This window comes from Nonlabens ponticola (assembly GCF_003966335.1).
GTDB classification, from domain to species: domain Bacteria; phylum Bacteroidota; class Bacteroidia; order Flavobacteriales; family Flavobacteriaceae; genus Nonlabens; species Nonlabens ponticola.
This window is the reverse complement of sequence record NZ_CP034549.1, coordinates 236,051-249,962: the sequence shown is the minus strand read 5'-3', so window position 1 is coordinate 249,962 and position 13,912 is coordinate 236,051. Positions and strand designations below refer to the sequence as shown.

Sequence of the window (13,912 nt, the reverse complement as noted above, 5' to 3'; positions counted from 1 at the left end):
AGTATGTCTTATTACTTGATAACTAGCTTTCTTGTTTGTGAAGCATTGTCTTGAGTAATTTTAACTACATACAAACCTGATCTCAAGTTATTGACGTTGATAGAGCTAGAAACTGCTTTTTGCGAGATCACTTCTTGACCTAAAGCAGAATAGATAATCACATCTACCGCGTTGCCGTTTGCTGCAGTAATGTTCAACACATCATTTGCAGGATTAGGATAGACAGTAAACAAACCTGCTTCTACAGAACCGTTACTTAAGGTAAGTGTCTCGATGTCATCTGCGTTTCTAGGAGAAATCGCATAGGCACCAGCTTGTACATTGTCGTCTTGTCTCACGATACCTGTAATTGAACCAAATCCATCAGGAACAACCTCATCAGTGAAATCTTCTCCAAAGAAATTGCGTACTAGGAAGTTAGTTGTACCGTCAGAAATTGTAAGGTTATCATTATTTGTAAAAGTACGTTCACCATCTGCATCAGTAAACTCTACCTCTTCAATGATGGTAACGAGTTCAGACTCATATTCTTCAGAATTTTGAGCAAGCTCAGCAAGGCTAACTTCTTGTGGAGTAATTACATTATCACTAGAAGATGGCGCACCTGGATCCTCAGTTGGAGTAAATTGTAGCAACCCACGGAATTCACCTAGCGTACCAGACAATCCAGTGATACCATCACCTTCTTCATATACACCGTCAGGAATTACATTTTGTGGGTCATCAATCAAGATGGCACCAGTCTCGTCTTCAATGTACTTCTGGTTTCTAAAACCTTCTGTGCGAGTAACGATCGCCTCACTATTCAATGTAAAGACAGTGTCACCACCTACATCTTGGCTTCTCAGGTCTGCAATGCTATTGATGGCTTGCTGTGATGGTACTGTAAAAGTTACAGATTGAGTTGTTGCTTCAGATACGTCTGCACCGCTATTATCAACAAGTCTCACAACTAGCGTGTGTTCACCTGGAGCGATACCGCTTATGGTGATAGGATCTGTGTCAAATTTGTTTACAGCATCTTCTGTGTCCAGTTGGTAAACGATGTAACCATCACCATCACCAGCAGTTGCGCTAGAAGAAAGTGTAAAGTTAGATACAGAGATCGTTGATTCTAGAGCGCCATCAGTAAGTGTAGCGCCATTAGCTGGAGATAGGATAGAAAGGCTAGGCTCAGTGCTACCAGTGGTAGAAAATTGGCCTATAGTTCCTATGATGCTTTCAAAAGTTTCAGCTTGACCTTGACAAACACCTAAGTTATTAAGTGCAGCTCTACCTGCATAGTTCCAGTTACCAGGATTAAATCCACCATCAGGTCCAGTACCGTTGATACGAGTAGCATATGAGTCAGTATAATCCCAAATTTCATTATCACCGTTGACACCGCTCTCACCATATTGATCTATTACGGTCATTTGTGCGTCGATGATTCTAAAACGGTCATCACCATTACCATCTGCAGCACCGCCTGTAAGAACAATCGCGTCAGACAATGAAGGGAATTCAGATGCAAATGCAGACGTCTCGCCTTCATCAGCGGCAAGACTGTTTGTTGTTGTAACATAGATAAAACCATCAGTTACCACTCCAGCATCGGCAAGAGAAAGGTCAGCACCAAACTCAGTGTTAGTATTTTTTTCAGTCTGCAAGGTGTACTGAGAAAAATCTACCGTACCGTTGGCGTAGATTTCGATCATTTTAGGCGTTCCACCACTACAATCGCCATCCAAGACGGTCGTGATAATAGGTTGTTGTGCAAATGCCACAGCTGTAAAAAGCAACATGGCAATCATTGAGTAAATTTGTTTCATTGTGTGAATTTTGTGCAAATATATTGGTTTAAAGCGTTGAATAATAGCCTTGCAGGACGATTTAATATTAAGATAATATTGCGTTTTATCAACAGTCATTTTGACGTGTCAGCTTTCGCGAAAGCATAATCAGAACGAACATCTACCCACTAGATTAAAACCAGTAGTTAACTATAAGCTAACCTACATGTTTGCCTTGTTACTGGCAGAATAAGTAACTTAGCATGACTAATTTTTACACCCATGAAAGAGCAGAAAGCCAAAATCCTATTAGTTGATGACGAGCCAGATATTCTTGAGATCGTAAGCTATAATCTTAAAAATGAAGGCTATCAGGTGTACACTGCCGAGAATGGCGAGGAAGCAGTCAAAAAAGCTAAGAAGAAGATTCCAGATCTCGTGATATTGGATGTCATGATGCCCGTTATGGACGGCATCGAGGCCTGTGAAAAAATGCGCAAATTGCCAGAACTTGATAAAACAATCATCACATTTCTTACAGCTCGTGGTGAGGACTACAGTATGATCGCCGGGTTTGATGCTGGTGCAGATGATTACATAACCAAACCTGTAAAACCAAGACTGCTCGTGTCAAAAGTGAAATCTCTATTGCGCCGCAACGTGGTAGAAACAGATGAGAGTGGTAATGTCAAGAATCTAGGTGATTTGATCATTGACCGTGATCAATACAAGATTTTCTGGAAGAAAAAGGAGCTCATACTGCCTAGAAAGGAATTTGAATTACTCTCCTTATTAACCAGCCAGCCTGGCAAGGTTTTTAAGCGCGAGGAAATCCTCGATGTAGTTTGGGGTAATGAGGTAGTTGTAGGTGGTAGAACCATCGATGTGCACATACGTAAACTGCGTGAAAAGCTAGGCGATAAAAAATTCAAGACCGTAAAGGGTGTAGGCTATAAATATGTCATCTAGAACAACGGCACCTAGACGCAGCTACCGTTTTGCCTTGCGCTCCAGTGTGTTTATCACGCTTATCAATGCAATGGTTCTAGCTATTGTGGCTTTTATCTTTCAAACGAGTGATGCATGGTGGCTTGTAGGAATCAGTACGGTCATCATTTTTATTATTTGCTTTCTTGTCATTCAATACCGTGCGCAAAAGTTTATCTACCGAAGGATCAAGAAGATTTATGAAGACGTGTCGCTGCTGGAGAACACCAATTTTGCCGACCGCGAGATCGCTACAGACATGCGCACACTCACCAGGCAGGTAGAAGAATTTGCCCGTAATAAAAAGATTGAGATTGAAACGCTCAAAGTGCGAGAGGCCTATCGTAAAGAATTTTTAGGAAATATATCTCACGAGCTCAAGACACCACTTTTTACGGTACAAGGATATATCGACACACTAATAGAAGGCGCTCATAAAGACAAGGCTATCCGTAAAAAATACCTAGCTCGTGCGCAAAAAGGAGTAGACCGATTGACCTACATCGTCAATGACATGGATATGATTACCAAGTTGGAATTGGGTGATTTAAACCTTGATAAAACCGATTTTGATATCATTGATCTCGTGCGTCACGTTTTTGATCAGTTTGAGATGAAAGCTGCCAAAAAGAAGATATCACTACTATTTGACATGGTTTATACAGAACCTATCATGGTTCACGCTGATGAGGAGCGTATCCAGCAAGTATTAGCAAACCTACTAGTTAATTCTATTAAGTACGGTAAAACAAACGGCACGACTGAGGTTGCGATAGAAGACCTTATCAATAACAAAGTCATCGTGCGAGTTACCGACAATGGCGAAGGAATTGATAAGACTCACATACCACGATTGTTTGAGCGTTTCTTTAGGGTAGATCGCACAGGATCCAGAAAAGAAGGCGGCAGTGGTCTAGGTCTGGCAATAGTTAAACACATCATTGAGGCTCATGACGAGCGCATCTATGTAGATAGCGAGCTAGGTATAGGTTCTGAATTCTCGTTTACGCTCGAGAAAGTTTCTTCCAGTAGATTAGATAGCGAAATACCTGGATCGATTAGCGATCCTAAACCAGCATAATCTCCTATTTTATCCAGCATCTGCAAAGCAAAATCTTCCTGATTTGCAAACGGTGCAATACCTTGACTCTCTAGATTACTTGCTAGATATTCTTGTTCAAATTGCCCAGGCGTTGGGATGAAAAAGGCCTTTTTGCGCATTTTGATCAAATCCATAATGCTCGTGTAACCGCTGCGGCATAAAACTATCCTTGAACGTTCAATAGCTTTTTGTAACCCGACACTTGATAGGTAATTATGATATGTAATATTTCCTTTTTTGTGGACGGTCTGTACATCCTCGACTTTACCTGCAATGAACAATACTTTGCCAGGATAATCCTTTAATTGGTTAAGTAATTGTTTTTCAAAAATTTCTCGTTGCGGTTCTGGACCTGAAATTAATGCCAGTACATCATACTTGACCTCACAATTGCCACGGTATTCAAATCTTGACAATGTACCTAAATATCTTTTAGTAATTGAATCATCATCGTTGTGTGATAATCGACCTGTTATATTAGGTCTGGTATCGCTATCCGGTATCCAGCACTCTTTGAATTTTTTAATGTAATGCAAATGTAGTTGTGTGCTCAACCAGGTCGTGTTTCCCGATAATACCTGTAACTGGTGCGATATAATTACACAGGGAATCATATTTGTGTACATTCCCAATCTATTATCGCTTATTACACCATCAATTTCATATTCATGGATAATGTGAGATAATGCCTTATGTTCTGCACGTATAGCATTCCAGATTTTGGGTGTTTCTTTGAGTAGCTTGAGCTTGAGATTCTCACCTTTGCCGGCGTATTCAATGTCATAACTAGGTAATCCAATCGTCTTGAGATGTGGAAATTCTTTCTCAAGCAATTGCAATGCCTGGCCATCGCTAGCTATGATTGGATTATCGCCATTAGAAATAATAGCGCGTATGATAGGAATACAGCGTGTCGCGTGTCCTAGACCCCAATTAAGTGGTGCAACCAAAATGTTTTTGGATATTTGCATGCGCAAAGATAGTCAGGCTGTGAACCTGCCTATTTTACAACACATTAAGTAACTATTAAATAATTGTTTTGGGAAGTAAAAATAAAATGAAGAGATTCCGTGAGAATGAGACTTTTCAAAATGTAGTACAGCCTACACGCGAGGAAATCATAGCAGATTTTAAGCATCGCGGTAAGTGGAATGAGTTCTTCGGTAACGATAAGCCCATCACGTTAGAGTTGGGTTGCGGTAAAGGCGAGTACACGGTTGCGCTGGCTCAAAAATATCCGGATCGCAATTTTATCGGGATTGATATTAAGGGTGCACGCTTCTGGCGTGGTGCAAAGACTGCAGTAGAGCAGGAACTGGACAACGCAGCTTTCTTGAGAACGCAGATTGAGTTGGTGGATTACGCTTTCGCGAAAGCTGAAATATCAGAAATATGGATCACTTTTCCAGATCCACAGATCAAATATAAGCGTACTAAACACCGCATGACCAACCCATCATTTCTAGACAAATACCGCAAGATCCTCAAACCTGGTGGCATCGTGCACCTCAAGACAGACTCAGAATACATGCATGGCTACACGCTGGGATTACTAGAAGGATTAGGCGAGGAAATATTGTACGCTCACCATGATATCTACACTAATACTGAGGCATCAGGCGATGTGGTCGAGACGCAAACATTTTATGAAAAACAGTATCTTGAACAATCTAAGGCTATTACCTACATGAAGTTCAAATTGCGTCCATGAGTAGCTTGCTGCATCTTCTTTTTGGGATTGGGATCGGGCTCGTTGGTGTAATACCACCAGGTTTGCTTAATCTCACAGCAGCTAAGGTAAGCGTGAATCAAGGCAGGCGTGCGGCCATGATTTTTGCGGCAGGCGCATCTCTTGTAGTTATCGCTCAAGTTTATATTGGTGTCTTTTTTTCGCGATTAATTAGTGAAAGTCCCGAGGTCTCCACCACGTTAGAGAAGTTTGCGGTAATCGTTTTTGTAGCTCTTTCTATATTCTTTTTTATCAGAGCAAGGTTAGACAGCGGTCCAGAAGTCAAGCCGGTTGATAAATCAGATTACAAGTTATTTGGCCAAGGTGTGATGCTCAGCGCACTTAATATTTTTCCTATTCCTTTTTACATAGGTTTTAGCTCTTTTCTAGCAGGTCGTGGAATGTTTGAATTCAAATTTCCCATGGCGCATTTATTCATCGCAGGAGCAACTATTGGTACATTCTCCATGCTTACATTGTACGCGATTTATGTGAAGAAATGGGGTTTTGACAGTGCCACTTTTGCCAAGAAAATTCATTACACGCTGGCAGCGCTAACCATGGCGATTGCTATCTTTACTTCCATAAAAATCTACGGATGAGCGATGGAGACTTTTTTGAAAAAGTGTACAAAGTCGTCAGGCAAATACCAGCTGGTCGCGTGACCAGTTACGGTGCTATTGCAAAATATTTAGGCACACCACGCAGCAGTCGTGCGGTAGGTTATGCTATGAACGCAGCACATAACCGCCCAGAAGTTCCTGCACAGCGTGTGGTCAACCGCAACGGCTTGCTTACGGGTAAGCATCACTTCCAAGGCACCAATCTCATGCAACAGCTGCTGGAAAATGAAGGTGTGGTTGTCCAGAAAGACCAGGTTCAAGATTTCCAAAAAATCTTTTGGGATCCACTGCTGGAGTTGAAGCCGTTGGATTAATTACAACAAAGAAAAGGAGCAGAATTAATTCTGCCCCTAATAATTTTGATTCACAAGGTTTAATTCTGTAAACGCATGATGGCTTTTGCGTTAACAAATTCTCGTACTCCAAAACCACCATGCTCACGACCATAACCAGATCGCTTCACACCACCAAATGGCATATTAGGTTGCGCCAAACCAAAGGAGTTGATAAATACCATTCCCGTATCAAAGTGTTTTGAGGCTAGTTCAAACGCTGCATCCTCATTTTTACTGAAAATCCCACCACCTAAACCGAAACGGCTATCATTGGCAATAAGCATGGCATCATCTGCATCTTTTGCCTTGATCAGCGACGCTACTGGACCAAATAGCTCATCATCATAGGCTGGTTGACCTGGCGTCACATTCTCGAGCACCGTTGCTGGATAGAAATATCCATCGCCGGTAGGCTTTGTGCCACCGCATAAAATGACGGCACCATTAGCAACACTGTTTATCACTTGCTCATGCAGCCCATCACGTAGGTCTTCTCTGGCCATAGGACCTATATCGACTCCATCGCTGGTAGGATCACCATGCTTGATGTTTTTCATGGCTTTTACAAATGCTTCTTTGAAGTCGTCATAAACTTCTTCTACCACGATAAATCTTTTGGCAGCGATACATGTCTCGCCATTATTGTAGATGCGGCCCTTTACACAAGCGTCCACGGCAATATCTAGATCTGCATCTGCTAGCACGATGTAGGCATCGTTAGAACCTAATTCCAAAACGGTTTTCTTAAGTTGTTCTGCAGCAAGTTTGCCTACATGCTCACCTGCTTTTGGGCTTCCCGTTAAAGTAACGCCACGCACCAGATCATTCTTAATCACTGCATCAGATTGATCATGGCTTATCAATAATGTAGAAAAAAGGTGTTTAGGCAATCCAGCCTCTTCAAAAATTTCTTTGATTTTCTCACCGCAACCGGTCACGTTCTCGGCATGTTTGAGTAGCACGCCATTTCCAGCCATAAGATTTGCAATAGCGTATCGTATCACCTGATAAGCTGGATAATTCCAAGGTTGTATACCGTAAACTACACCAATTGGTGAATACGTAATTAATCCACGGCCACCGTTAGGTAGTTCTCGTTGCTCGTCTTGTAGATATTCTGGTGCGCTGGACGCTGTATAATCACAAATACCTGCGCACAGCTTTACCTCTTGATGACTTTGCTTGATGAGTTTACCCATTTCCTGGGTCATCAATTGCGCAAGCTCTGATTTACGCTCGCGTAATTTTTCTCCAATTTTCTTGAGTACAGCGCCGCGCTCATCAAATGATTTAAAGCGCCACTCCAGAAAAGCCTCATGACAGTTGCGTATCGTATCAGTCACTTGATCGTCAGTGTGCTGCTTATATTCCTTAATGACTTTTCCAGTAGCTGGATTAGTAGTTACAATTGTATCGCTCATAGCTTTTTGTTTTAAAGCTATGATTTATCTAGGTCACTTCACTTATGATTAAGTCGTCCTTAAGTCATAATTGTCATAACGTTAGTAATAAGGAAATTGATTTGATACAAATTAAAAGGGGCAGAATGAATTCTACCCCTTTTTATGATTATAAACGATGTCATAATCAATAACACTTACACACTCTAACTCACAAACGCACTATAACCAGTAATTGCACGACCCACGATAAGGCTATTGATTTCCTTAGTTCCTTCATAGCTGTAAATGGCTTCAGCATCGGCAACAAATCGGGCGACATTGTGTTCTAATAGGATACCATTACCGCCCATAACTTCGCGTGCTCTGGACACGATGTCTCGAGTACGCATGGAACATATAACCTTAGCGAGTGATGCGTGCTCGTCTTTTAAAATTTCTTGATCCTGCATTTCGGATAATCTAAAGCATAGCGTTTGCATGCTGGTAAGGTTTGATAGCATTTCCACAAGATGATTTTGTACCAGCTGGAAACTGGCAATAGGCCTACCGAATTGCTCTCGCTTCTTTGTGTACTTAAGTGCATTCTCATAAGCACCACGAGCGCAACCTACGGCCTGCCACGCCACGCCAGCGCGCGTCATACGCAGCACTTCGGCAGTGCTTTTAAAGTTATGCGCTTCTTGCAGTCTATCACTTTCTGGTACTACACAATTGGTCATGGTTATAATAGCGTTTTGTACGATACGCAAGGCCATTTTATCCTCCATTTTCTCTGCGTGAAAGTTGGGATTACCCTTGCGTACGATAAATCCTTTTACTTGATTGGATTCTTCATCACGCGCCCAGATTATGATCACATCCGCAAATGTGGCGTTGCCTATCCACTTTTTTTGACCATTTAAGATCCAGTTGTCACCATCACGACGACAGGTAGTGTCCATGCCACCAGCGATGCCGCTTCCTGTATCAGGCTCCGTCAGGCCAAAAGCACCAATTTTTTCCATGCGTGCCATTTGCGGTAACCATTCTTGTTTTTGCTCTTCACTGCCACATAGATAAATAGATCCCATGGCAAGACCACTGTGCACACCAAAAAAGGTGCTTATCGATACATCAACACGCGCAATTTCCTCAGCAATTATGCCTTCAGTTACAAAATCCATTCCTGGACATCCATAACCTTGATAAGCAATTCCTGCTATGTTTAATTCTGCCATTTTTGGGATTAGATCGTGTGGGAACTCAGCACGATTCCAGTAGTCATTTGCGATAGGCTGCACCTCATCTTCCATAAAATTGCGCACCTTGAGTTGCACCTCGCGTTGTTCAGGTGTCAATTTGAGACTCAAATCATAAAAATCACCATCAATAGGAGGTAGTTTGCTTTGTCCCTTTTTCTTTTTGGTCGATAACATCTTCATCAATCCTGCCAGCTGTCTATCGTCTAGATTGCCTACGGTATCCATCACTTTACTCAAATCAACCTTTTCATTAAGAGCTGCAAGTTTATCTAGATCAACCTTTTTCATCAGGTTGAGTGTTCCTTTAATCTTGGAAAATATGGACATGGTTAAATTTTTGGTTTAAGGTAAATCGCTTGTCAAACATGCCATGTTAATTAAAGGGTAATATTGACTTTGATCACGGGTTATTCGTTTTTAAATTTTTGTAGGAAAGTTACGCTTTCGCGAAAGCAAAATAACCACCATCATCATCGCAACTATGGAGCACTACAGCGAGTTAAACTGCTCTTAAACAGCGGTGCTCGTGCTGTGGATAAACATATTTTTGAGACAATGAATAAATTGTTACTACCACTGATTTTATTGATGGCGTGCTGCTGTCTGGAATCAACTGCTCAAGAATTTACAAACGACCGTATTGAGGCGATGATCGACGATTACAGGCAACTGGATCGTGGACCGTACAAGCGTATAGAATGGTTCTGTGCCGATGGATCGCGCCGTGGCTCTAAGGATCCATGTCCAGATGCCATAGGTGGTGGCATCCAGCATGCAAGTTATAAGGATGAGGTCAAGCGTCTTGCAGACAAAGAGCACATCTTCTTTGGTGAGATACTGGCATCTGCAGATTTATGGGAATTCTGGGACGGCCCGAATAACCACAGCCGTTTAAAGCAATACCAACTTAATAATTTCCTGGTTGCTGCCGACAATGGCTGGATACAAGAGCGCAGTAGGTTTTATCGAGGTGCCAAACAAATTGAGGATGAAGAGGAATGGGGTCGCAAGTTTTATTATACCGTTTTAGGCAGCGATGAGATTATTGATCGCGACTTCTTTCTAGTGCGTGAAAGCTTAAGAGATCTACCGCATGATGGTGATACAAACCTCGCACAAGAAGTGCGCAGTTTGAGTAAAACACTTGCAGAGCGTCACCCTAAGTTCATGGACATACGTATCAAAATACATGGTAATCCAGAGGCTAAAGATATCATCGCTGTACAGGAATGGGTAAAGGAAAACAATGAGAAGTTAAGCTTTAAGCAACGAGAAGAATTTGACAAGCTCGTTGACATTATGCAGGAATTTTTTGAACCTGTTGCAGTCTCTGAGCTTCAAAAAATGGTGAGCGATTGGCCACAGGATTCATATATTAGAAAGCAAGCTGAACAGTTTTCTCAATCCTACTCTAATGAGACAAATCCATCTGTATTGATACCTGCTACGGCAAACTTGATGTGCGATATACGCACGAATATAAAGGATGATAAACGCGGAACTCGCAGAACATCTGCTCTAGAATTGAGCTTGAGACTGGAAGAACTAATTTTTCAAAAAACCGCACAATGGGAACCAGAGACATTGCAAGATCACCTGGATAAAGTTCATTCCTTGAGTGAAGCGCTGGCAGCAGCTGGATATGTAGAGCAATGGGAATGGAATGCTATTGAAAATCAATTATTCAAAGCAGAAGGTGAGACAATCAAGGCTAGCGAGTTACTCAAATTTATCAGCGCTGCACGCAGTCAGGTAGAATGGGGTACAGGAATGGTAAATGCTATTTACGGTGATGATGTGGAGCGTTATATGGAATTTGAACCTAAAGCTTATGGTTTCCTCGACGATCGCATACGTAGTTCTTTGTTATTGCCGCTGGGTGATGCCATTGGCAACCTTGGCGCGCTAGTTTCAAGACAAATAGGATTGACAAGCCAAGTACAGGCTGTAGATAACGCTAGTACCATAAGAGGACTGAATGCTGGATATGCTAAAGGCGAATTAGTCGTAGTGGAAGGAAATGCCGAAGGCATGACCGTTGATCCTAACAAGATCTACCTTTTTGACAGACCACCGAGTGATTTGAAACCTGTAGCCGGTATCGCAACTGTTAGTGAAGGTAACTTAGTGTCTCACGTTCAATTGCTGGCTCGTAATCTAGGAATACCTAATGCGGCCATCTCTACTGACAATCTCGATGATTTAAAGTCGCTAGATGGTAAGCAAGTATTCTATGCGGTGAGTCCGCGAGGAACTGTGGTTCTCAAAGAGGTCGATGAGATGAGTGGCGAGGAACGCGATCTTTTTGGCTCTGAAAGAAAAGAAAAGAAAACTATACGCATTCCAGAAGGCAAATTAAAATTAAACGGCACTATGCCGCTTAATATGAGTGAGGTGAGCAGCGCGGACAGTGGAATTTTAAGTGGTCCAAAAGCCGCCAATCTAGGGCAGCTGAAGCAACTGTTCCCGCAACACGTAGTTAATGGGATTGTAATACCCTTTGGTGTATTCAAAGATCACATGAATCAACAAATGCCTGATCGTGGTCAAACGTATTGGGAATATCTAACTGAGATTTTCAAAACCGCAGAAACCATGCGAGGCAATGATCTCGACGAATCAGAGGTCATCAAATACCAGCTAGCAGAATTTTCTAAGTTGAGAGATGCCATCAATAAGATGGAATTGAAACCAGCATTTTTAGGTCAGCTGGAAAGTGATTTTAAAAACGTATTGGGTGGTTCCATGGGTGATGTACCTGTGTTTTTGCGTAGTGATACCAATATGGAAGACCTAGAAGAGTTTACCGGCGCTGGACTGAATCTAACTGTTTTTAACGCAGTTGAGCGCGAGAAAATCATTAAAGGAATCAAGGATGTATGGGCATCACCTTACACGGAGCGCAGCTTTAAATGGAGACAGGCATATCTTGAAAATCCTGAAAATGTTTATCCATCGATCTTAATTATTCCTACAGTAGATGTGGATTACAGCGGTGTTTTGATTACTAAAGACTTTATCAACAACGACGAGAATAGTGTAACCGTTGCCATGAGTCGTGGCGCTGGTGGTGCGGTTGATGGTCAAGCTGCAGAAACATATTTAGTCAATCAAGATGGCGATGGTCTATTAATCTCACCAGCACGTGAGAATAAGCGTAGACGATTGCCAGACACTGGTGGATCTGTTATGGAGCATGTGGATTTTGACAACAGTATCCTGACAAAAAAGGACCTTAAAACGATCAGAGAATTTGCCAAGGAAGCTCACGCCACCATGCCTGGATCAAAGAATGGTTCTTATAAAGGAGCGTGGGATATTGAATTGGGCTTCAAGGATGATAAGCTCTATTTATTCCAGATAAGACCATTTGTAGAGAATGATCAAGCCACTAATTCTGAGTACCTATCATCCATTGATGAAGATGTCAATTTGAATACCGAATTATACTTACATAAAAAGATAAAATCTTGAGAAACAAAATAACAATACCAGCAGTATTACTCATAGCCGTAATTACCATGGCTTTTTATCCAATCGATGGATATGAAAAGACTGGTATAAAACGGTTAAAGCGTCTCGAAAAAACGCTAGATAGTACGATTACCGAGTATTACCTAAGACCAGGCTCTTTCAAGCTACACGATCAATTCAATCTATGGTTATGTGAAGATTCTACCACCATGGATTCTACAGCAACAGAGAAATTCATGACGGTCGATGAGACTTTTCAAGATAAAATGACGCGATTGTTTCCTCGACGTAGCGGTTATGCGATTACCGTATTAGATATTACAGATCCTGATAATACGCGCTATGCAGAGATGAACGAGAACCAAGGTTTTCAACCAGGAAGCGTTGGTAAACTAGCCGTGGCAACAGCCTTTTTTACTCAGCTGGGCAAATTGTGCCCAGAAGATTTTGGGGTGCGTACGCGACTTATGAAAAACAAAGTAGTGCGCGCTGGAAATTGGGGTTTGTATGACCATCACACGGTTCCTGTTTACGATCCAGAAAAAGATCGTTTTGTAAAGAGAAAAGTAGTAGCAAGTGATGAATTTAGCCTATATGAATGGGTTGATCACATGCTAAGTGTTAGTAATAACGGCGCTGCTAGTATTGTATGGAGAGAAGCATTGTTGATGAATATTTTTGGGGATCAATACTTTGACCTCACACAAGAAGAAGCAGACGAGTTTTTTGACAACGCAGATCGCGGTGAGCTTACTGATATTGCTATAGGTCTTGTAAATGACCCGTTAAGAGAAATGGGAATAGGTGAGGACGAGTGGAGACTAGGTAAATTCTTCACGAGTGGTGCTAATAAATACGTGGGTCGTGAAGGCGGCAGTATTGGTACACCTAAAGGTCTTATGAAATGGTTCATCGAGCTGGAAAAAGGCAATATTGTAGACAAGCAAACAAGCCTTGAATTAAAGCGATTAATGTATATGACAGATCGTAGGATACGTTATGCCTACAGCTCAAGATTGAATGATGCAGCGGTATATTTTAAGTCTGGTAGTTACTACAGTGGTGGTGGCGGCAAGTATATGGGTACGAACTTCAATTACATGAACAGTGTAATCATGGTAGAGCATCCAGATGGAACCAATTACATCGTCTGTTTGATGTCAAATATATTAGGGAAGAATAGTGCAAGCGATCACATGTATCTAGCAAGTGCGATCGATAAAGCTATACGAGAAGATTCATAGTA

The 13,912-nt window shown here is 41.8% G+C and carries 11 protein-coding genes; 7 read left to right on the top strand and 4 right to left on the bottom strand.

Features of this window, described 5'->3' with window-relative positions; translation table 11 throughout:
* Window positions 1-11 precede the first annotated feature (11 nt).
* Window positions 12-1,811: a T9SS type A sorting domain-containing protein gene (locus EJ995_RS01040; protein ID WP_164549855.1), complete on the bottom strand. Its 1,800-nt coding sequence runs from the start codon at window positions 1,809-1,811 to the stop codon at window positions 12-14.
* Window positions 1,812-2,054: 243 nt separating this feature from the next.
* On the opposite strand from EJ995_RS01040, the gene EJ995_RS01035 reads away from it, so the two are divergent.
* Window positions 2,055-2,741: a response regulator transcription factor gene (locus tag EJ995_RS01035; protein ID WP_126444762.1), complete on the top strand. Its 687-nt coding sequence runs from the start codon at window positions 2,055-2,057 to the stop codon at window positions 2,739-2,741.
* Window positions 2,731-3,840 carry a sensor histidine kinase gene (locus EJ995_RS01030; RefSeq protein ID WP_126444760.1) on the top strand — a complete coding sequence of 370 codons (1,110 nt, stop codon included), beginning with the start codon at window positions 2,731-2,733 and terminating at the stop codon, window positions 3,838-3,840. The genes EJ995_RS01035 and EJ995_RS01030 overlap by 11 nt, the downstream gene beginning before the upstream one ends.
* Here the strand turns inward: EJ995_RS01030 and EJ995_RS01025 are convergent.
* Window positions 3,723-4,832, bottom strand: coding sequence for a glycosyltransferase family protein (locus tag EJ995_RS01025; protein ID WP_126444758.1), 1,110 nt, complete (start codon window positions 4,830-4,832; stop codon window positions 3,723-3,725). The genes EJ995_RS01030 and EJ995_RS01025 overlap by 118 nt on opposite strands.
* Before the next feature lie 68 nt (window positions 4,833-4,900).
* On the opposite strand from EJ995_RS01025, the gene trmB reads away from it, so the two are divergent.
* The 3 genes from trmB to EJ995_RS01010 are packed head-to-tail and all read left to right on the top strand — an operon-like array spanning window position 4,901 to window position 6,527.
* A complete protein-coding gene (gene trmB / locus EJ995_RS01020; RefSeq protein WP_126444756.1) occupies window positions 4,901-5,572 on the top strand; it encodes a tRNA (guanosine(46)-N7)-methyltransferase TrmB in 672 nt (223 codons plus the stop codon).
* Window positions 5,569-6,192 (top strand): LysE family translocator, encoded by a 624-nt coding sequence (locus EJ995_RS01015; RefSeq protein ID WP_126444754.1) that lies wholly within the window; start codon window positions 5,569-5,571, stop codon window positions 6,190-6,192. The genes trmB and EJ995_RS01015 overlap by 4 nt, the downstream gene beginning before the upstream one ends.
* Complete coding sequence (locus EJ995_RS01010; RefSeq protein ID WP_126444752.1) at window positions 6,189-6,527, top strand: MGMT family protein; 339 nt, start codon at window positions 6,189-6,191, stop codon at window positions 6,525-6,527. Before EJ995_RS01015 ends, EJ995_RS01010 begins: the two co-directional genes overlap by 4 nt.
* A gap of 59 nt (window positions 6,528-6,586) precedes the next feature.
* On the opposite strand, the gene EJ995_RS01005 is transcribed toward EJ995_RS01010, so the two are convergent.
* The gene (locus EJ995_RS01005; RefSeq protein ID WP_126444751.1) at window positions 6,587-7,969 is read right to left on the bottom strand and encodes an NAD-dependent succinate-semialdehyde dehydrogenase; all 1,383 of its coding nucleotides are present in this window, start codon (window positions 7,967-7,969) and stop codon (window positions 6,587-6,589) included.
* A 185-nt stretch (window positions 7,970-8,154) separates the two neighbouring features.
* Window positions 8,155-9,519, bottom strand: a complete 1,365-nt coding sequence (locus EJ995_RS01000; protein ID WP_126444749.1) for an acyl-CoA dehydrogenase family protein — start codon at window positions 9,517-9,519, stop codon at window positions 8,155-8,157.
* A 228-nt stretch (window positions 9,520-9,747) separates the two neighbouring features.
* Here EJ995_RS01000 and EJ995_RS00995 point away from each other — a divergent pair, with 228 nt between their 5' ends.
* Both EJ995_RS00995 and EJ995_RS00990 read left to right on the top strand, forming a co-directional pair.
* A complete protein-coding gene (locus EJ995_RS00995; RefSeq protein WP_126444747.1) occupies window positions 9,748-12,666 on the top strand; it encodes a PEP/pyruvate-binding domain-containing protein in 2,919 nt (972 codons plus the stop codon).
* Window positions 12,663-13,910: a serine hydrolase gene (locus tag EJ995_RS00990; protein ID WP_241234663.1), complete on the top strand. Its 1,248-nt coding sequence runs from the start codon at window positions 12,663-12,665 to the stop codon at window positions 13,908-13,910. Before EJ995_RS00995 ends, EJ995_RS00990 begins: the two co-directional genes overlap by 4 nt.
* Window positions 13,911-13,912 lie beyond the last annotated feature (2 nt).

Bases quoted from the DNA above. Each gene is read 5' to 3' on its own strand.
- EJ995_RS01025 (WP_126444758.1), bottom strand. From the start codon at position 4,832: ATGCAAATATCCAAAAACATTTTGGTTGCACCACTTAATTGGGGTCTA.
- EJ995_RS01015 (WP_126444754.1), top strand. From the start codon at position 5,569: ATGAGTAGCTTGCTGCATCTTCTTTTTGGGATTGGGATCGGGCTCGTT.
- EJ995_RS01040 (WP_164549855.1), bottom strand. From the start codon at position 1,811: ATGAAACAAATTTACTCAATGATTGCCATGTTGCTTTTTACAGCTGTG.
- EJ995_RS00995 (WP_126444747.1), top strand. From the start codon at position 9,748: ATGAATAAATTGTTACTACCACTGATTTTATTGATGGCGTGCTGCTGT.
- EJ995_RS01000 (WP_126444749.1), bottom strand. From the start codon at position 9,519: ATGTCCATATTTTCCAAGATTAAAGGAACACTCAACCTGATGAAAAAG.
- EJ995_RS01010 (WP_126444752.1), top strand. From the start codon at position 6,189: ATGAGCGATGGAGACTTTTTTGAAAAAGTGTACAAAGTCGTCAGGCAA.
- EJ995_RS01035 (WP_126444762.1), top strand. From the start codon at position 2,055: ATGAAAGAGCAGAAAGCCAAAATCCTATTAGTTGATGACGAGCCAGAT.
- EJ995_RS01005 (WP_126444751.1), bottom strand. From the start codon at position 7,969: ATGAGCGATACAATTGTAACTACTAATCCAGCTACTGGAAAAGTCATT.
- EJ995_RS01030 (WP_126444760.1), top strand. From the start codon at position 2,731: ATGTCATCTAGAACAACGGCACCTAGACGCAGCTACCGTTTTGCCTTG.